The sequence below is a fragment of the Hymenobacter cavernae genome, from assembly GCF_014641455.1.
Lineage (GTDB): Bacteria > Bacteroidota > Bacteroidia > Cytophagales > Hymenobacteraceae > Hymenobacter > Hymenobacter cavernae.
In genome coordinates, this window is sequence record NZ_BMHT01000006.1 from 1 (window position 1) to 20,311 (window position 20,311).

13 protein-coding genes are annotated in these 20,311 nt (G+C 54.8%); 6 read left to right on the forward strand and 7 right to left on the reverse strand.

What is annotated here, in order from left to right; all coding sequences use genetic code 11:
- Positions 1–684 precede the first annotated feature (684 nt).
- The 6 genes from IEX74_RS15980 to IEX74_RS16005 form a co-directional block, all read right to left on the reverse strand.
- Entirely contained in the window at positions 685–1,140 is a 456-nt protein-coding gene (locus IEX74_RS15980; protein WP_188815031.1) for a VOC family protein, read from the reverse strand.
- A gap of 159 nt (positions 1,141–1,299) precedes the next feature.
- Positions 1,300–2,370 carry a DUF6807 domain-containing protein gene (locus tag IEX74_RS15985; protein WP_188815032.1) on the reverse strand — a complete coding sequence of 357 codons (1,071 nt, stop codon included), beginning with the start codon at positions 2,368–2,370 and terminating at the stop codon, positions 1,300–1,302.
- Positions 2,371–2,389: 19 nt separating this feature from the next.
- Positions 2,390–3,754 (reverse strand): Gfo/Idh/MocA family protein, encoded by a 1,365-nt coding sequence (locus IEX74_RS15990; protein ID WP_188815033.1) that lies wholly within the window; start codon positions 3,752–3,754, stop codon positions 2,390–2,392.
- A gap of 89 nt (positions 3,755–3,843) precedes the next feature.
- On the reverse strand, positions 3,844–5,223 hold the full coding sequence (locus IEX74_RS15995) for a 3-keto-disaccharide hydrolase (RefSeq protein WP_188815034.1): 1,380 nt from the start codon (positions 5,221–5,223) through the stop codon (positions 3,844–3,846).
- A 79-nt stretch (positions 5,224–5,302) separates the two neighbouring features.
- Positions 5,303–6,964 (reverse strand): RagB/SusD family nutrient uptake outer membrane protein, encoded by a 1,662-nt coding sequence (locus tag IEX74_RS16000; protein WP_188815035.1) that lies wholly within the window; start codon positions 6,962–6,964, stop codon positions 5,303–5,305.
- 35 nt (positions 6,965–6,999) lie between these two features.
- A complete protein-coding gene (locus IEX74_RS16005; RefSeq protein ID WP_229755327.1) occupies positions 7,000–10,077 on the reverse strand; it encodes a SusC/RagA family TonB-linked outer membrane protein in 3,078 nt (1,025 codons plus the stop codon).
- Between the two features lie 700 nt (positions 10,078–10,777).
- Between IEX74_RS16005 and IEX74_RS16010 the strand changes: the two genes are divergently transcribed.
- Entirely contained in the window at positions 10,778–11,782 is a 1,005-nt protein-coding gene (locus IEX74_RS16010) for an FAD:protein FMN transferase (protein ID WP_229755328.1), read from the forward strand.
- Positions 11,779–13,002 carry a Gfo/Idh/MocA family protein gene (locus IEX74_RS16015; RefSeq protein ID WP_229755329.1) on the forward strand — a complete coding sequence of 408 codons (1,224 nt, stop codon included), beginning with the start codon at positions 11,779–11,781 and terminating at the stop codon, positions 13,000–13,002. Before IEX74_RS16010 ends, IEX74_RS16015 begins: the two co-directional genes overlap by 4 nt.
- Before the next feature lie 65 nt (positions 13,003–13,067).
- Here IEX74_RS16015 and IEX74_RS16020 read toward each other — a convergent pair whose 3' ends face one another.
- Positions 13,068–13,874 (reverse strand): NIPSNAP family protein, encoded by an 807-nt coding sequence (locus tag IEX74_RS16020; protein ID WP_188815036.1) that lies wholly within the window; start codon positions 13,872–13,874, stop codon positions 13,068–13,070.
- A gap of 225 nt (positions 13,875–14,099) precedes the next feature.
- Between IEX74_RS16020 and IEX74_RS16025 the strand changes: the two genes are divergently transcribed.
- The 4 genes from IEX74_RS16025 to IEX74_RS16040 all read left to right on the forward strand — a co-directional run bounded on the left by IEX74_RS16025 (position 14,100) and on the right by IEX74_RS16040 (position 20,246).
- On the forward strand, positions 14,100–15,716 hold the full coding sequence (locus IEX74_RS16025) for an OmpA family protein (RefSeq protein WP_188815037.1): 1,617 nt from the start codon (positions 14,100–14,102) through the stop codon (positions 15,714–15,716).
- A 65-nt stretch (positions 15,717–15,781) separates the two neighbouring features.
- On the forward strand, positions 15,782–16,702 hold the full coding sequence (locus IEX74_RS16030) for a bestrophin family protein (protein WP_188815038.1): 921 nt from the start codon (positions 15,782–15,784) through the stop codon (positions 16,700–16,702).
- A 272-nt stretch (positions 16,703–16,974) separates the two neighbouring features.
- Complete coding sequence (locus tag IEX74_RS16035; RefSeq protein ID WP_188815039.1) at positions 16,975–17,244, forward strand: hypothetical protein; 270 nt, start codon at positions 16,975–16,977, stop codon at positions 17,242–17,244.
- 563 nt (positions 17,245–17,807) lie between these two features.
- The gene (locus IEX74_RS16040) at positions 17,808–20,246 is read left to right on the forward strand and encodes an outer membrane beta-barrel protein (protein WP_188815040.1); all 2,439 of its coding nucleotides are present in this window, start codon (positions 17,808–17,810) and stop codon (positions 20,244–20,246) included.
- Positions 20,247–20,311 lie beyond the last annotated feature (65 nt).

The following is a 20,311-nucleotide window of genomic DNA, read 5'->3' on the forward strand; positions in this document are numbered from 1 at the left end:
ACGCTATGTGCGCTGTACCGCCGAAGCAGGCACAGCACCTTACCAATTTGTCTTTTCCAATCACTCAAAGAACGTCTGCTCATCCCAATCAGATGAACGTGGGGCTAGCACGCTAGCCCATGTATTCACTACCTCTTTGCCTGCTCAGCAGCACCCGTTGCGAAACTGTAGCAAGGCACACTTTTGTTCCCGCGGCTACTCTAATTAGCTTCCGATTGAAGCCTTGGTTCGTTTTGGGAGTGCAAAGATAGCAGCTTCTTTTCTAAAAACAAGCAGAGAGCAAAAATATTTTTCTTAACTCGGTAACTCGTGCGCCCTTCCGGCTGAAGGGGGCTGCAAAAGTACAAAGCCTTTTCATATTCGCAATACCTACCCCCTGTTTTTTTTAAGCGTAGGATGTTGTGTGCAGTTAATAGGCAAACGGCTAGGAAGATCTAGTTAGTTTACATAGCCAAGAACTCTGTTTAGGTAGACTAAGGCTTATACAAGAGCAAAGTATGTGTATCGAGTAACGTTGTTAGTTGGGTATAAGTAACTAAACAGATATCGTGTTAACCTTAGCTATCTATAATTAAGGTGTTCAGGAAGCTCTATTGTATGATACAACTCGTTACTCAAGTGTTGCCTCGCTCCGTATTTTAAAAGCTGCTGTTCTCGTCAGATACATTAGCGCACAGTTAGTTTCTACTTAGCGTCATTGATCTCGATCCAATAGCCATCAGGATCTTGAAGATAGATCTGTTTCACACCATCTATTCTTAATGTAGTATCTTTACCATCGCCTTTTAAATTGGTGTAGTCTACCTTCGCTTTTTCCAAATGGTTTGTGAATGCGGTGAGTGACGCGACACTGAAGCATAAGTGGGTATTCTTGTTTGGTACAGGGTTGCAGTCACGCTGGATAATGTGCAGTTGAAGGGCAGGCCCGATCTTGAACCACGTATGAATACCATCCTGGAAGGGATTAGGTAGCTCTTCCAGTCCTAATACAGTACGATAGAAATCTGTGCTCTTCTTGAGGTCACGTACGCATATGGCTGCGTGGTTTAACGTGAGACGAAGGTCGCCTTTCGATTGGCTGAAAGCTAGGTGCGGCGTACCTAGGATGCTCATGGTGATAAACAGCAACAGTACCTTCATTATACAACAGGATAAGCGTTTATGTTGCTCCGACGACAGGAGCGTTCAATCAAATAGTATGATAAACCCAAGATACTTCCAGCGGCTTATCACACTATTTGATTGTGAACTAGCTACTTATGCAGAATCCTGCACGCTTTTACCTGATAGCTCCCTTCGTTACTTGGCAGTAGCTACGCTCTTCTTCGCAAAGTCTGCGGCAGCATCGTTTAGCTGCTTTGGCGATAAGGTTTTGCCGCCTTCATCGATAAGAACGCGGTAGCGGAACGTAACTGACTCTCCTTTTTTCAGCTGTAGGTTTTTGGCTGACTTATCGTTGGTGAAAATCTTCTCGCCTAGAGGGTTAGCGGCAAACAAACCATAGCCGCGAGCGTGCCAGAAGGTGGGATAGTTCACGTTCTTCGGGTGGTCGATGATGGTGATGCTCACCGAATCTTTGCCCATTTTGCCGTAGACCTTGCACCAAGCAGCCCGCGTACTCCACGCCTCGTTGCCGCGCTTGCCGGCGCTGGTCAGGTAATTACCGTTCGGGACTTTGTCCGTTCCAGCTTTTACCACCGTGACAATGCCTTTGCTGTCGGTGAACTTCTCATCCTTATCGGAAGGAATTTGCAGCTCGTGGGCTAGGCGCAAACCTAGCAGGCCGTCTTTGGCATCGGTGAATGTCACTACATCCATCACGGCTTTCAGCGTTGTGACGCGGTCGATGGTCCGCTCGCGCTCCGTGCCGCTAAACTCGAAGCGAGTAGTTTCCTCCAGTAGCACCTCGTTTTTCTGATTGGTCCAGTTGGCGTGGTAAGCCAGGGTGCCAGTCGGGCCACTGGTGGTTGTCAGGATTTTATCGGTCTTGATCCAGCCGTAAGAGCCTTTTTTCTCTTGCGGAATGGCGTAGGAGTTATTCCAAAAATCCAGACCGTTCACGTTCTCGAAGTTGAGCCACAAACCTAGGTGGTGCGGGTGGTCGGTAGGGTCGCCGGGCTTGGGGCTGACGGGAAAGCCGCGGGTAACGACCGTACCGTTGGCGGCGCGTAATGGATATAAAACGGGTTTTTCCAGTGTATCGGGGTACATGAACGTGGTAAACACTTGTTTGCCAACGTACACGTCAATCTTCTTCGCTTTCGCATCCTTCACAACCCGGACCATTTCTGCCTTCTGGGCATTGGCGGCCGAAAAACAACCTAGGGTCAGCAACAGTGCGCTTCCACAGGGCAAGGCTAGTTTTAGCATCGTGCGTCGATTTAACTAATTAAGCAATAAAGGCTTTCCCACCAACCATCACTTCCTGGGTCTTTTCATCGAAGGTGGCCTTCTGGCCTGTGTGCACGGCGGCGTTGGCCATGATGGTAGCAATGGAGTGGCTATAGCCTGCCTCAACGGGCGCATTAGGGGTCTTGCGGCTGCGCACGCACTCCATCCAGTTGCGAACGTGGTTGGAGGTGAGCTTATCACCCCCCGTATTAGCTGATGCAATGACTGGCTCAACTTCCGATAAGCTCATTTCCGGCAGCAGATTGGCTTTCATCTTCATGGCATCAGCCGCTTTCTGGATCATTCCACCTTTGGGCGAAACGGTGTTGGTGTTGAGATTTAGCTCGCCACCGTTGGAGTAGTAGATTTCGGCGGGATGTTCGTCGCCGTTGTGCATACGCGAGCTGAATGTTACTTGGAAGCCATTAGACAGGTCATTGGTAGGGCCGTAATCGAATACTGCCGTGATGGTGTCCCAGTTGCGACGGCCGTCTTTCCACATGTAAATGCCACCATTGGCCACCACGCTGCGCGGATGTTGTAGGCCACTAAACCAGTGCACGGTATCAATCTGGTGCGACATCCATTGGCCGGGCAGCCCCGAGGAATAAGGCCAGAACAAGCGGAACTCTAGGTACTTGCGGGCATCGAAGGCTTCCTTGGGCCGGTTCATCAGGTAGCGCTTCCAGTCGGTGTCTTCTTCTTTCAGCAGTGGCACTACATCGGGGCGGCGCCACCGGCCGGGCTGGTTTACGTTCCAGGTCAGCTCTACCATCGTGATAGGACCAAATTTACCCGACTTGATGAAGGATTCAGCTGCATGGTAGTTTGAGCCGCTGCGGCGCTGCGAACCTATCTGCACGATCTGCTTGGAAGCTTTAATGGCTTTCAGCGCGGCGCGGTTGTCTTCCATGGTTTCGGCAAACGGCTTTTCACAGTACACATCACAGCCGGCTTTCACAGCTTCGATGGCGTGCAAAGCGTGCTGAAAATCAGCGGTGCTGATGAACACGGCATCCACGGCTTTCTTGTCGTACATCTCCTCGTTGTTGCGGTAGGCCACTACGTCGTGGCCCATCTTCGACTTCCAGGTTGCTGCTCCTTCCTCTCGACGCATTTTCCAGATATCGGAAACACCCACCACATCGAAGTTTAACTCCTTGTAGTGGTTCATGAAGCACGGAATGTGCGTAGCACGATGGCGGTCGGAGAAGCCAACAACGCCAACCCGTACCCGGTCGTTGGCGCCAATAATGCGCTTATAGCTGCTAGCCGACCAAGCAACTTGCGAGAACATAACGCCAGCGCTAGCTAGGGCAGCCTGCTTGATGAAATTACGACGTGGGTTAGATTCGTTTGACATGGAAAGAAATTCTAAAAAGTTAGCGTTCTGGAAAGTTGTCTGATCTGGGATGGCACTATGGCTCAGCGGTCTTAGCACCACCGGTGGCATCACTTCAGTTCTTTGATCTTGATGCTGCGGAAGGAAACTTCATTGCCATGATCCTGAAGCAGAATATGACCACTGGGTGCTTCGCCGAAGTTAGGCCACACCTTGTATTTGCTGATGGCAACCAGATCCTTGAAGTCCTTGGATCCGCGCTGATACTCAAGCACTTTAGATCCGTTCAGATAGTGTTCGACGCGGTTGTCGGGGTAAACCACCACGCGGCCGACGTTCCACTCCCCTATTTTATGAATAAAGCGCGGGTTTTTGTCGGCTTTCTTCAGATCGTACAAGGAAGCTAGGGTGCGGTTGCCATCACGACCTAGCTTGGCGTCAGGATGCAACTCGTCGTCGAGCACCTGATACTCCAGCCCGATGGCGGAGGCGTCTGACTTCTCCTTCAGCGTGACAAAGTATTTCACTCCACTATTTGCGCCGGGCGTGAGCTTAAACTCAAAGGACAGATCGAAGGCCTTGTACTCGTCATTCGTCACAATGTCGCCGCCATTGGCCGATTCCTTGCCTTCTGAGGAGAGGACGGTCAGGGTACCGTCGCTTGTTCTCCAACCCGAGCCGGGGAACTTTGGTCCCTTCGCGCTACGCCAACCCTGGGCCGTTTTGCCGTCGAACAGCAGCTTCCAGCCGTGTTGCTTCTCATAAGGCGTCAAGTAGTTGGGCACGAAGTTGACGACGTAGATATCCGTCGGGAAAGGGCTAGGTTTCAGCCCTGTGGTTTTGATCTTGATATTTTTGAAAAAGACCTTCTTGCCTGCCTGATCCTCCGTTGTGACGGCATGCACCTGCAAGCCAATAAAACCGCTTGGGTCCACCGGGTCGACCACGTAGGCCACGGGCGTGCCGTTGAGCCACGTTTTCGTCTCGTTGCCGATGCACTCAATCCTGAGATGGTTGTACTGACCTAGCTTGAAGAGCGATTTAGCTTTGGGGTTCAGGTCGAGCGGGTAAAGCCACTGTCGACGCGCCTCGTCGTACACGCCCCCCGACCAAGCCCGCTCTGATGGATCGAACTCGATCTGTCGGCCATACACTCGGTTCTCGAAGCCAGGCGTGTTGAAATGGCTGCGCGTCTGCACGCCGGAGTTGCTGACGTTGCTTTCCAGCATAAAGTCCAGCTCTAGCTGAAAGTCGCCGTACTCTTTCTCGGTGACTAAGAACGTGTTGCCGGAGTTCATCACGGTGGTCCCGACGATGTTGCCGTTCTCTACTTTGTAATCGGCGGTGCCGGCGACGCGCTTCCAGCCGTTCAGGGTTTTGCCGTCGAACAGGTTCTGCCAGCCGTCGTTGGCTTGTGCCAAGGCTAGGCTAGGTTGGCCGAAAGCCAGCGCTGCCAACAGGCTGGCACCTAAGTATACACGTGGTTTCAAGTGGTTTAGGGGAAATTGGGTTGGTAAAAAATGCTACTCCGTCGTGCTGAACGGGCCATGACGACGGAGTAGCAGAAGGTTAATAACCAGGGTTTTGCGGGAAGGCGGATATGCCGCCTGCTGTCCGGTCTATCTGGTCCTGCGGAATCGGGCGTAGCTCGTGTTTACCAGCCGTAATCGCCTGTGCATCGGGGTTATATTTTTTTACACGCTCAATGAGCACGCCCCAGCGCTTGAGGTCAAACCAGCGGAACATCTCGCCTTGCAGTTCTCGCTCCCGCTCTTCCATGATGAAATCCATCGTCAACTGAGCAGCGGTGATCTGCATGGCCGTTTCTTTGCCGGGGAAAGCCGCCCGTCGCCGAAGCGTGTTGATATAGGTTAGAGCATCAGCGGATTTGCCGCTTTTCAGTAGTGCCTCGGCGGCAATCAGATATGTCTCACCCAAGCGGAACATCAGGAAGTCGCGGCTGCCGGGCTGGTACTGCAAATCGGGCCGGAGGGGATCCAGAAACTTGGTCAGCGTCGGAAACAAGTTAGGTCGGTATAAGCTAGGCACCAGCACCTGGTAGGGCTTTTTGGCCCGCTGCTCCAGCGGCATTTCATAGCCGGGCAGGTAGATAGCCGTGTCGCCAACTTTGAGCGTCACCGACTTTTTGGACGTGTCGAACACGTTGGTGAACGTACCGGGATTATTGCAGTAATATACCGTCCGGTAGCTCTTCTGGTAGCGCGAGTCGTTCACGCGTTGCGGAATGGCAAACACCGTTTCCAGCATGTACGTGGTGGGCCGGAAGCGCCGGAACGGCCGACCGATGGTCACATCACGCTTCATGCCGGCCTGCGTGTCATATTCCATCACGTAGTACAGGTGCGTCTCGTTGCCGACGCCGTTGGTAGTAGGATCGGACGTGTACTGCGTGGCGAAAATTACTTCGTCGTTGATTTCGCCCGCGCCCTGCTGAAACACGCTGGCGTAATCAGGCAACAACCGATACGTGTAGTTCTTGATGACATTCTGAGCGTACGTCGCGGCTTTGTTGTAGTCGTCGGCAGCGGCGGCTTCGGAGGTGGCTTTCGTGAGGTACACCCTAGCCAGCAAGTGTTCGCACGCGCCTTTGGTTACGCGGCCGTACTCCGTAGTGGTAGCCGTCAAGTCGGGTAAAGCCGATTCCAGGTCCTGCACGATGGCGGCGTATACCTCTTTCACCGGCGTGCGGCTCGACTCTTTCGTTGCGACTTTGATCTGGTTCAGCACCAACGGCACGGCGCCGTAGAGTTGCACCAGCACAAAGTAGTGGTGCGCCCGCAGAAACTTCACTTCCGCCACCCGGCGCTTCTTGGTGGCTTCGTCGAGGCCCGCCACGTTCGGCGCTTGGTCAATCACGGCATTGGCCGTGTTGATACCCACGTAAAACGCATTCCAGATGTCGACAATAGGCTGTGTGCGACTATCCAACTGCGTGGTATACTGGTTCATATACTTGTAGCTCCCATCCGACCCAAACGTATAGGTATCGGTGCCAAATACTGTCACGTCCATGCCGTTTTCGCGCCCGTAAAAATCGCGCAGGGAGGAGTAAACGGCTTTCACACCCGCCTCAAAGCCGGCGGAAGTTGTAATGTAGTCGGCGCCCACCTGCGAGACAACCTTCTCGTCCAGCAGATCTTTGCACGAGGAAGTAGCCAGGATGAGCAGCGTGGCGGCCAGCGTTAGTTTGCTGTATTTCAAAGTCTTCATATCGTCGATGCTGTTGAAAAACCTAGGTTCTGGCCTTACAATTTTGCGTTGATGCCAAATGTAATCAGGCGCGTTGACGGAATCTGGTCGCCATTCACCACGTCCGAGGTTTCCGGATCAATGCCTTTGTACTTCGAGCGGAATGTGGCGAAGATGAAGGGCTGCTGGATGCTCGTGTAAAGGCGTAGGCCTGAGAGCTTAAGAGCTTGGGCAAGGCCGGGCGAGAAGTTGTAGCCGAAGTTGATGTTGCGCACCTTCACAAACGAGCCGTCGAAGTACTGCAAGGTCGTGCCGTACACCGGATCTTCCTGGTCCTTATTAGGACGCGGAAACTCGTTGGTGGGGTTGCTAGGCGTCCAGTAGTTGACGTCTAGGTTGTTGTAGCGACCGGCCAAGTGGTTCGTAGCAATGTGGAAATCACTGCGGATCATGTTGCCGATGCGGGCGTAGATGAAGAAAGACAGATCAAACCCTTTGAAAGCGAAGCGGTTGGTGATACCTCCCGACCAGTCTGGTATCGTTGAACCTAGGATGATCCGGTCGTTGACGGCATCAATTTTCCCGTCGCCGTTCTGGTCTTTGATCTTGATCTGCCCGACTTTCTGGCCGTACGCTTTGGCCGCATCTTCCTCGCCTAGCTGCCAGATCCCGATTTTCTCATAGTTGTAATACACTTGTAGCGGCTGCCCGATAAAGCGCTGGTTGCCAACGTCATCTGATTTGCCGTTGAACAGCTCGATAATGGCTTCCCGGTTGCGGGTGTACTGCAAGTCAGTCGACCACGTGAAGCCATTAGCCGAGGTCACGTTCACGGTAGTCAGCGTTACTTCCACGCCGCGGTTGCGGGTGTGCCCTACGTTTTGCAGCACCCGATCAAAACCGTTGGAAATTGGCAGTTGGTTGTAAAGCAGTAGGTTACGCGTGTCAGCCTGATACGCTTCTACCGAACCAGAAACGCGGCCTTTCCACAGACTGAAATCTACACCGATGTTGCCGGTACTGGTGGTTTCCCACTTCAGGTCGTTATTTCCCAGCGTGCCCACCCGATAGCCGTAGCCCGGTGCTGTGCCAAAGGCATAGCTCGTGCGCGCCAGCAAGCTCTGCGTTTGGTAAGGAGAAATACCGGTGTTGCCAATTGAGCCGTAGCTACCGCGGATCTTCAACTGATCGAGCCAGGTAAGGCCCTTAAAGAAAGTCTCATCACCCACATTCCAGCCCACGGCCACCGAAGGGAAGAAGCCATACTTGTTGTTAGAGCCAAAACGCGAGGAACCGTCGTAGCGGCCCGTGAGCGTGAGCAGGTATTTCTCCTTGAAGTCGTAGTTGACGCGACCCATAAACGACTGCAACGTCCAGGTTTGCAGGTCGGTACCGGGTGCGTTGAAGGAGCCGGCCTGACCTAGGTTATAGAACCCCTGCGACTCGGCCGACACGGCATTTACATCAATAAAGGACGTTTCGTAATTGTCGCGCTGAATGGAATGCAAGCCAGTAAAACCTAGGTTGTGCACCCCGTTGAACTTCTTATTATAGGTTAAGATGTTCTCGACCGTGTAGTTGAAGCGCTGACCATTCTCGACGCGGCCCGTTGGGGCACCCAAGCGGCGGGCATTGGTGAAGGTGCCCGTGAAGCGCCCGAAACGCTGATTGGTGAAGTCTGGGCCAAAGTTGACGCGGTATTTCAGGCCGTCGACAATCTTCCACTCGCCGTAGACGCTGTTGAAAATGCGGACGGTTTTGGTTTCCGCAATATGCGCACCCGGCACCACTTCCGCCGCTGGGTTGGAGCGCAGCCCGTCAGGTGTTGGCAGGAAAATCAGGTTACCCTGATCATCATACGGCTTGCCCAGCGGGTTTTCCGACAGGGAGCCACCAAAAGGGTGAAAGCCGCGGGCGGTGTAGTTCGGGTTCGGGAAACCGTCGAAGCTAGGATTGTTGATCGGGCTATCGGCCCCATTATTAACACTATACACCCCAAACGTAGACGTGCCCACCCGGATATGGTCGCTGATCTGGTGGTCGAGGTTGACGCGGAACGTGTAGCGCGTGAAGTCGGTGCGCCTCAGAATCCCTTTCTCCTGGAAGTAGTTGCCGGAGATGGCAAACTGCGTTTTTTCGCTACCACCCTGCACGCCCACCTGGTGGCTCTGAATGGAGCCCGTGCGCAGCAGCATGGATGGATAGTCGGTGCTGCGGCCCTGCGCAATGCCATCTAACTCAATGGCTGAGAAGAGTTTCTGATCGGAGGCAGTCGGGTCGTTGTCGTCGTAGATGCCGGCGGCGCGGTAGGCTTCCCGCTTGTATTCGGCAAACTCAGAGCCGTTCATCACGTCTACCCGGCCCAGGGCTTTCGAGAAGCCGCCGTAGGCATCATAGCTTACTACAGTTTTGCCGGCTTTGCCGCGCTTCGTCGTCACGAGGACCACACCGTTTGCACCGCGCGAACCGTAAATACCAGTAGCTGAGGCATCTTTCAGCACTTCCAGCGAGGCAATATCCTGCGGATTGATGTCGTCGATGCCGCCGGCGACCGGAATACCGTCTATTACATACAGCGGGTCGTTAGACGCGTTGATGGAGCGACGACCACGAATCCGAACCGTTACGCTGCCGCCCGGCTCACTCCCCGATTGAATAACATCGACACCAGCTGCGCGGCCCTGCAAAGCTTGTCGTGCGTTGGTAAGTGGCTGTTCGGCAATTTCTTTGGAAGTAACCGAGGAAATTGCGCCGGTGGTCTGACTTTTCTTTTGCGTGCCGTAGCCCACCACCACCACGTCGGACAGCGCGTGCACATCCTCTTTCAGGGTCACGTTGATCTGCCGACGGTTGCCAATGGTTACTGTCTGCGCCGCCATGCCGATGGAGGAAAACACCAGCGTAGTACCACCGGCAGGCACTTTCACCGTATAGCGGCCTTCGCCGTCGCTGCTGGTACCGGCTGTAGTACCTTTCACCTGAATCGTGACGCCGGGCAGGCCGCCGCCTTTCTCATCAAGCACCCGGCCGCTGATATCGGTGGTTTGCTGCGCCCAAACTCTTGAGCTTAGGGCCAGCAATAGTAAAAGTAGAAAGGTCACTTGCCGTAAGTGACCAGAGTAGAGTACCATCATGTGAGCAGGAATGAATTGGTGGGGGAAAAAGAGAGCAATGCCAATGGCCACTTGCGTAGCCTATCTTTTCAAGGTGCCACTTAACTCCAAGAAGGTGATCTACTTAGGTCTACAGCCAGTGCGTCTTTCTACAGAAAGTCTGGGTAAGATAGAGCAGAGATGTTAGCTCAAAGGTATATTTTAGTTTGACTTTGCAAACGTTTGTGCTAACGTTTGCAAAATAATTAAAAGAACAGGTCAATGATTGAGCAGAACTATAACAAGCTTAGGTAAACAGGCAGAAAACGAAACGTTCAGCCTTTTCTAACAGCCAAATAGATAAGATCAGAACCTGATGAATAAGCTGCTTTTGGTTCGATGCTACAATTTCATCTCATACTAGCCCTATCTGCAAAATTCACTCTTCTGTACCCTCCTGCTCAGAACCTAGGTCCTGGTTATTAAAAGCGAACAATATCCTTAAAAGCAAGCTGTGGCAAACGCAGAAAGAGGAGGGACAATCCTCATCACTATAATTATTCCAGTAAAGAATTGACTCATCAGGAACTCAAACTGCACTTTAAGTAAACACTACCACCCGAAAGCAGGAAGGCGCAATGAAATTAAAATTCTTGATTAGGGGTATGCTGCTCTCAAACCTAGCTTTTAAAATCCAGGTTGATTTCTTTGAACCACACAAATCATTTCCTCCCGTAATCCATTGATACGCTTGCTGTTGGTGCTTATTGGATTGTGGTTCTCTCCGCCTGAGCGGGTGCCCTTGCGCGCGTTCTACCTCAACGGTTATGGCCAAGGCACTACCTACAGCATTACGTACTACGCCCCCGACAGCACCGTTACCCCCGATGATATAGCCCGGAAGCTAGCTGAGATTGATGCTTCCCTGTCTCTCTACGTTCCCACCTCACTCATCAATCAGTTCAACCGTTCGCCGCACGGTGTGGTGGCCGATCGTCACCTGCGGGTAGTGGTGCGCAAGGCGCTGGAGGTGTACCAGGCTACCGACGGGCTCTTCGATGCTACCGTTGAGCCCTTAGTGCAAGCATGGGGCTTTGGCAATCAAAAGGTTGCAACGCCGCCTTCGCCTGCTGCCATCCAGGCGATTCTGCCGCAGGTCGGCTCCGATAAGCTTCATCTGCGAGGCGACTCACTGGTGAAGGACCGGCCAGGCGTGCACCTCGACCTGAACGGCATCGCCCAGGGCTATACAGTCGATGTGCTGGCTAAGCTGCTCGAGGATAAGCATATCCGCGACTACCTGGTGGAGCTAGGGGGTGAAATCCGGGTGCGAGGCCGCAAGTGGCCCGGTGGCGATCCGATGCGCATTGGTATCGAGCGGCCCGAAGCCAACGACTTGCCCGGCGCGGGCATGCAGCAGATTATTCAACTGAAAGCAGGCGGCGTTACGACTTCCGGCAACTACCGGAAATTCAAGCAGTGGGGCGCCGTGAAAAGTGCGCATCTCATTAACCCCAAAACAGGGTACACCTTTCAAAATAATATGATTAGCGCGACAGTCGTAGCACCCGACGCTTTTACGGCGGATGCTTACGACAACGCGCTGATGGGCATGAGCCTGACGAATGCCCTGGCCTTCCTAGGTCGGCACCGCGACTTGCAGGCTTACCTGATTTATCAGCGCCCCGATGGTGCTGTTGCCGATACATGTACGCAAGAATTTCAAAAGCTAATCTTTCACGAATGATGGAATTTCCAAGACGAGATTTTCTCAAGAAAACGGGGCTCTTGACGGGTAGCCTGCTCCTGAACAACGGCTTACTGGACGCCTTTGGCGCTCCACTAGCAGCTGGCAAGCTGCGAATTGCGGTTATTGGCTGCGGCGACCGGGGCACGGGCCTGCTGAAGATTCTGCAGGACCTGACCGACAAGTTTGAGGTAACGGGGCTTTGCGACGAGCTGCCGTTCCGCCTGCGCGACGCTCAGAAAATCGGTGGCACCGGCAAAGCCAAGACTTACACCGACTACCGCGCCCTGCTGGAGAACAAGGCCGTGGACGCCGTTATTATCTCCGTGCCGCTGAATATGCACTTTCAGGTGGCAAAAGATGCGCTACTGGCCGGCAAGCAGGTGTACCTGGAGAAAACCATGACCTACAACATTCCGCAGGCGCTGGAGCTGGTGCAGCTGGTGCAGCAGCGCCCAAACCAGACGCTGCAAGTGGGTCATCAGTACCGCTACTCGCCTCTTTATTATCGCGTTAAGGAGATGATCAAGCAGGGCTACCTAGGTAAGGTAACGCAGATCGACTGTCGCTGGGACCGGAACGGCAGTTGGCGGCGGCCCGTGCCGGAACCTAGCTTGGAGCGCAAAATCAACTGGCGCATGTACCGTGAGTACTCGGGTGGGCTGGCCGCCGAGCTGCTTTCGCACCAAATTGACTTCATTAACTGGGCTTTTGAAACGCACGCCGACGAAGTGTTTGGTACCGGCGGCATCGATTTCTACAAAGATGGCCGCGAAACCTACGACAACGTGCAGGTGATGGTACGCTACGCTAACGAGGGCATGGTGGGCAACTTCGGCGCGACCTGCGGCAACGCCCGCGACGGCTACCTGTTCAAGCTGAAAGGCACGAAAGGCACGATTTCGCTGCTCGTAGACGAGGGCGTGTACTACCCGGAAAAGGATACGCTGAAGCAATACGGCACCGTAGATGGCGTAACCGGCGCCACCAAAATCACCTGGGACAAGAACGGTGGCCTACCTATCACGACCGGCGCGGAACCCCTGAAAGATGGCTCCTGGTACGCGCTAAGTGAGTTCTACCAGGCTGTTATGCAGAAAAAAGTACCTGATTCCAACGTACTTACCGGGGCTCGGGCTGCTTGCACCGTGCATATGGCGAATCAGGCTATCTACAATCACACTATCGAAAAGTGGCGGCCTGAGTACAACTTTGCTTGATAGTATTGTAGCTGGAACATGTAGCGCGAAGCAGAGCTTCGCGCTACATGTTCCAGCTACAATACCTAGATATCCGAGTAAGAGGCTGGGTGCAGAAGATATACATCCATGCGCAGCATGTTGTGCGCGTACTCGGGCATGGCCTTCATCTTCACCCACTCGGGGTCGGCGCCGAAGGCTTTCCAGTGCGCTTCCTGGTCGGCTTTGTTCTCGAAGGCTGACAGGTACATCAGGTTGGGCATTTTGCTGCCTGACACGACTTGGCCGCAGAAAACCGTATTGAAATTCAGACGCTTGAAGATGCCGATTTCGCCATTATTGAACTGCGCTACTTTGTTCTGGTGCAGCTTTTCAGTGGCGCCTTCGTAGTTGCGCAGCTCGTACACGCGCTCTGCCGGGCCCGACTTCAAGGCCGGCATATGAAAGCCAGGCATTCCCGTAAAAGCCAGCATTGATACGGCTTCAATGCGACTGTACACGGGCTTGTCGAAGGCCGCATTCAGGTAGTCTTGTCCGCTGGTTTGGTATTGCTTATCTTTCTCTAAATCAGCTTCCAGCTTCAGGTACTGCTCGGCGGAGCTGCACGGAATAAAGACGAAAACCAGCTGTTCGGCGGGGGTCGGTGCGCTGGCGTCGGGGCTGGCAATGGGTTTAAAAACGCCTACTTTACCAATGCCCGCCCGATGCAAAGCCGGCAGGTAGGCCTGCTGCAAATACGTGTCGAGGCGCTGCTCCTGCTCCTGGTTTTGCAGGTGATAGATCTTGAGCTGGTAAAAGTCGCGTTTCGGTGCTGCGCCGAAGCCGCGCAAAGGAGCACTCAGCCCGGCAAGCACAAGGCCCAGAACCAGCAGCACTGATGTAGAAAGCTTCATAGTTGAGGTAGGATTTTGGTGAGGTCAGGCTGTAATAATAGAACTTATCGGCAGAAAAGTGATGCGTATCGACCTAGGTTTAGGTCACAGCTATACTGTATTTTTGAAGAAGAGCGTTCTTGGCTGGCGCGTTGGCCCGCCTGCTGCCGACTGGGAACCTAGCTATTTGTTATCATCTTTTCGTACAAGTCCCGACTGCGAGCAAAAGTCATTTGGAAGAACATCATGCGCGAGGAAGGAACGATACTTGAATCAATCAGCGCTTGCTTTACGGAGGAGCTGCTTCAGCGCCTGAGTGCCACACTCGGCCCGAGCCCGTCCGTTATCCGGCAGGCGCTCGATCGGGTAGTTCCGCTGGTAATTAACAGCTTACAAAATTGGGTGGCCCGGCCAACTGGCGTCGAGGTGCTGTGGAACCTAACCCGGCACGCACACGAAGCTAGCTTTCTGAACCAGCTGCACACGCCGGCGGCGTTCGAGGGCCGCGGCGGGCGGCTGATGCAGGATCTGTTGGGCGACACCTACATGGGCATCATCTCGCCGCTGCGTGCAGGGGCTGATTTATCCGAAGCGTCCTTTGCCCTGCTGATGGAAGTAGCCGTGGCAACGGTGCTGGGCACGTTCGGTAAGTATGCCGCTGATCATCAGCTCGATGCAACCCGCCTCAGCCGGTGGCTACGCCAGCAGCAAAGCGTGGTGCCGGTGCTGCCGCCCGCGCAGGCCGGTAATTTTGTGCCCCCTCCCCTATCGCCTACGCCGCGTACCAAGCCTGCTTCGGCACCAAAACCTAGCTCACCGGAGAAAGATGTGCTGCACCGGTTTACGGTGGCCGGAGCCGGCACTTGGGAAAAAGTGGGCGGCGGTATCACCTTCACCCCTAGTCGGCGCGGCAATTGGCTCACGAAACGGCGGCGCTGGCAGTTGGCGTTGTTGGTGGTGCTCGTGCTCGGTGTGGGGTACCTGGCCAGTTCCTACCTGAATCAGTCGGAACCGACTACTGCGCTTGCCAGTGCTCCCCCCGCCGAGGCCCCGCTGGAGGCCGCGAACGTAGTGGCAGCCAGCTACAACGACCCGAATGCGCCTGTTTCGGAGCCACTCGCCACGGCCGTGCCGGCGGGTCACTACGACCCGAGCACCGACACCTACATCTACACCATTGGGCAGCCGCTGGTGCTCACGCTGCCCGATGGCAGCAAGCAGCGCGTAGGCACCAACTCAACCGAATACCGGCTCTATCGCCTGCTCACGGACCCCAGCCAACGCTTTGACGGCCAGAGCCTAGCTTCCGGCTGGATCAACGTGGACCGGGTGTATTTCACGCCGGGGCAAGCCACGCTCACGGCCGAGTCGCAGCAGCAGCTGCAAAACCTGGCCAGCATCCTAAAAGCCTTCCCGCAAGCGCGCATCAAGCTAGGCGGCTACACCGACAGCATCGGCGACCCGCAGAAAAACCTGCTACTAAGCCAGAGCCGGGCGGCCACGGCTATGCAGGCGCTTGTAAAGCTAGGAGTCGACCCCAACCGCCTGCAAGCAGAAGGCTATGGTGCCCAGCATTTTGTGGCTTCCAATGCTGGCCCTGTAGGCCGGGCCCTGAACCGGCGCCTCAGCTTGCAAGTGCTTGATAACATGGGTGCTCTCACGGCGGCCAAAGTACCAGCCGCAGCAATGCCAGTAGCGGCGGCGGCAGCAGCGTCGGCTACAGCGGCCCACGCAGCGCCAGCGCATACCCGCACGACGAAAGCAACCAAGGCTCGCCGCTCCGTTCGGCGTAAAACCAAGAGTAGCAGGTGGTTCAAAGGCATATTACAGCGTCTGCGCGGCAAAAAAGCCCATCGAAGCTAGCCACCGCTGCCGCAGAATGACTTGGCACGGGTCAACCTTCGACCTAGGTTGTCGGTACCTGGTCTATGATTATTCGCGAAAAAGACAACTGGCTGCGGCTGCTATTCGTGTGGCAGGGCTCGGTGCTGCCCCAAATTCTGCCGCGCCTGCTTGTGTTGCTGGGGTTGTCGGTGGTAGTCGTGTATGCGCACGGCACGCTGCTTTACTACAAAGTACCGCTGAATGCGGCGCCCTTCACCTTGTTCGGCGTTACCCTGGCCATCTTCCTGGGTTTCTACAACAATGCCAGCTACGACCGTTTCTGGGAAGGTCGTAAGCTGTGGGGCGCCCTACTGAACACCACCCGCTCCTTAGCCCGGCAAGCCCTGACCTTGAGCAGCCGGGCCGAAAGTGCGCCAGAAATCCACTACTTCGTCCGGCTCCTGATTGCCTTCACATACGCCTTGAAACATCAGCTTCGGCGCACCGATCCTGCGGCGGACCTAGGTCGGTTGCTGCCCGCAAACCTGGCGCTGAGTATTCAAAGTGCTACGTTTAAGCCGGTTATGCTGCTACTAGAAATGGGACGCTGGGTTCAGCAAAACCAAGTCGCCGCTCACCTCGACACAACCACGCAGCTGGCGTTCGACCACAATTTCAATCAGCTCTCCGATATCGTAGGTGGCTGTGAGCGACTGGCCGGCACCCCGATACCGTACACCTACAGCGTGATGCTACACCGCACCGTGTACTTCTACTGCTTCCTGCTGCCCTTCGGTTTGGTGGATAGTATCGGCTGGATGACGCCCGTCATCGTGGCCTTCGTGGGCTACACGTTTATGGCCCTGGATGCCATTGTGCGCGACCTGGAAGAACCATTCGGACTAGGTGCTAACGACTTAGCGCTGAACACGATGAGCCACATGATTGAGTCGACACTTCTGGAGATGATCGGCGAGAAAGCGCCCGCTACCCCGGAGCGCAAGAGCCGCTATGTTTTCGATTAGCAGCCAGCCAAGCATTGGGCTTTACGATGATTAGCTTGTGTATTCCGGTTATTCTTTGCGTGAGCTAACCTAGGTTTGGCTGTTGGTAGAGGAGAACCCGACGACTGTAGAGGAACTCGGGCTGTTCGTAGGCGAAGAGTGCGTAAGGGCGCCAAAAGTGAGGGGCTGGCACTGCGCTTGCAAGTTGTCAGACAAGCGCTTAATGATTCAAAAAATAGCTTAACTACTTTATAGTAAATCTTTTCCACCAACCCTCAACCCTCCTCTTCGCTATGAAAACTTCCCTGCTTTCGTTTGTTGCCGCTCTCACCCTCCTGACCGCCACCAGTTCCTACGCCGCTCCTGCCGCTTCCGATCCTTACAAATCCCGCAAAGCTGCCATCAAATACGACCGCAAAGTAGAGCTGGCCCGGGCCCGGCGCGAAGCGGCTCAGCGCAAACTCGAATTGGAAAGACAGCGCAAGCTCGCTGCCGAGCGGGCTCGTCTGGAAGCTCAGCGCCACCACAACATTCACGGCCACAACTACGGCTACCGTCACTAGAACGCTTGCCGGCAAGCTCTTACAAATCCCCGACCTAGGTTAGGTCGGGGATTTTCGCGTTTGGTGAGTTCTGCGAAAGCAGTAAAGAGTTTTTGAAGAACAGTAAATAGTATCAACTAATCCAAGTAACCTTTATGATATATCATTATCTTTAATAAACAGCATAATTCCTCTGTACTTCTTACTTGTTTTCGCTAATCCGGTAAAGCCTTCAGCAACTATCAGCAGCATGATCTAATCCTTGATAAAACATTCGGAGCCAAGCAAAAATAAAAAACAAGCCAAACCCATTTCATTATACGAATTACTTCGTATGTTTATTACGAAATAGTTCGTATTGACTACGATCCTTCTCCTGTTGTAGCTGCTGCCTCATACTTACCAGCATCGTGCATCTTTTACCTCCTGACGCTTCCCGAAAAACTCTGTCCTCGCAATTCACGCTCAGCTAAATTTCAATGATATATCATCTAAAGCTCGTGCTTTCTGTTTATCGCAGCTCCGCAGCAGCCTGGCTGCCCTGCCTGAACATTGTTGCCTAAAACCTTTAACTACCTACCAAGATGAAGCTTACTGAATCGGCAACTGCCACGACGCGCTACTTGCTTGTTCTCCTTTTCGCCGCTGGCGCGCACAGCGCCCAGGCGCAGGCCGACGTGCAGGGCACCGTACAAGGCACCGCCGGCACTCCTCTTGACTACGCCACTATCACGCTGCACCGGGTCACCGATTCGTCGGTTGTCAAAACGGAGTTTAGTGATAGGAAGGGCATTTTTCGGTTTGAGCGCACGGCGAGTGGGCGCTACTTGGTTTCGGCTTCGCAGGTGGGCTACCGGCGGCAATGGTCGAAGCCGTTCGAAGTGGCGGGAACAGCCGTTATGCTCCCGGCTTTCGCACTGACTACCAGCGCGGCTACGCAGCTGAAAGAAGTGACGGTAGTCGGGCAAAAGCCAGTGTACGAGCGACTTGCCGACCGCACCATCGTGAACGTGGAAGGCTTGACGTTGGCCGCCGGCAATACCTCCTTGGATGTGCTGCGCCGCTCGCCGGGCGTGACCATCGACAGCAACGACAACCTAGCTTTGCGCGGCAAGCAGGGCTTGCTGGTGCTCATCGACGGCAAGCGCCAGCCCATGAGCGGCACCGAGCTGGCTGATTACTTGCGCACTCTGCCGGCTGAGCAGCTCAGGAGCATCGAGCTGATTACCAACCCGCCGGCCAAGTACGATGCCCAGGGCGGGGCCGGCATTATCGCCATCAACCTGAAAAAGGATCAGCGCCAGGGCACCAACGGCACCGCCAACCTGAGCTACGGCCGCAGCCAGTATAATAAATATACCGCCGGACTGAGCCTGAATCATCGCAAGAACAAGGTTAATCTGTTCAGCTCCTACACCTACTCCGACCGGCAGGGCATTGCCAAACTCACCATTCACCGCGACTTTTATAACCGCACCGCTGGCGGCGAGCGGCAGCAAACCGCCATTACTGACCAGGATAACCGCCTGCCCACGCACAATGTTTCGCACATTGGCCGGGTTGGGCTCGATTACAACTTGTCGAAGCGCACGACGGTGGGTGCGGTGGTGAGTGGCCAAGCAGTGCATATCGTGGCTGATGGCACCAACGAATCGGTGTTGCAGGACGTGCTGCGCGGCACCACGCAGGCCTATAACTCCACCAACTACCTCAATCGGCGCTTTCCAAATTTGTCGGGTAACGTGAACCTCCGCCACACCTTCGACGATTCGCTCGGCACCCGCGAGCTGACCGCCGACGTGGACTATGCGCGCTACCGCACCAGCCGCAACCAGCTGCTGCAAACCTACAGCGCCACCGAACCGACCAACGCCACCAGCAGCGACCAGCAAGGCTGGCTCACGATTCAATCGGCCAAGGTGGACTACACACACCCGCTGAGCAAGGCGGTGCGCCTGGAAGCCGGGGCCAAAACCAGCCTCGTCACGGCCGACAACGACCTTCAGTTCTTCACCGATGCGCAGCTCGACCTAGGTCGGTCCAACCGCTTCCGCTACGACGAGAACATCAACGCGGGCTACCTCAGCCTGAACTACACCCAGCCCAAGCTGACGCTGCAAGCGGGCCTGCGCGGCGAGCAAACCAACGCCGTGGGCAAGCAGGACCGCGAAGTAGAGTTCCGGGACTTTTCGCGCCACTATTTCCAGCTGTTCCCGAGCGCGGCCATCAAACGCACGTTTTCCAAGCTGCACGAGACCAGCCTTTCGCTCAGCCGCCGCATCGACCGGCCGTCGTACCGGCAACTCAACCCGTTCCGCGAAATCATCGACAAAACCACCTTCGGCAGCGGCAACCCCACCCTGCGCCCCCAGACGAGCTACAACGTGGAGCTGACCCACACCTTCAAGCAGAAGTACAACCTAGGTCTGAGCTATAGTATTACTAGTCTGCCGCTTATCGGGGTGGTGCAGCCCGAAACCGACAGCACCGTGCTTTCCACAACCCGCAATCTGCGCCAGCAGCATTACTACGCTCTCACGCTCACAGCGCCGGTGGAAGTGGCCAAGTGGTGGAGTATCTACAACAACGCGGTACTCTTCTACACCCGCTTCAAGGGCGACCTGGTTGGCACAAACCTCAACCGCGGCGGCGCTTCCTTTCAGCTGACTTCCAACCAAACCTTCACCTTTGGCAAAGGCTGGAGCGCCGAGCTGAACGGCAATTATCAGTCGCGCGAAGTGTACGGCTTCCTGGTGCAGCGCCCCTTGGGCGAGGTGAGTGCCGGCGTGCAGAAGAGCCTCTGGAACCGCAAGGCCAACCTGAAATTGAACGTAGCCGACATCTTCTTCACCCAGCGCACCTACGCCACTTCCACCTATGACAACTACGTGGAGCGTTTTTATCAGCGCCGCGATACGCGTATGGCAACTTTGGCGTTTACGTATCGCTTTGGCAATGAGAAAGTAGCGCCTACCAAACGGCGGCAGAGTGGCGCCGAGGATGAGAAGCGTCGGGCGGGTTAGCACGATGTAGCGCGGACTTTGTAGTCCGCGCTACATGGGTCGGTTCAACAATATGGATAAATAAA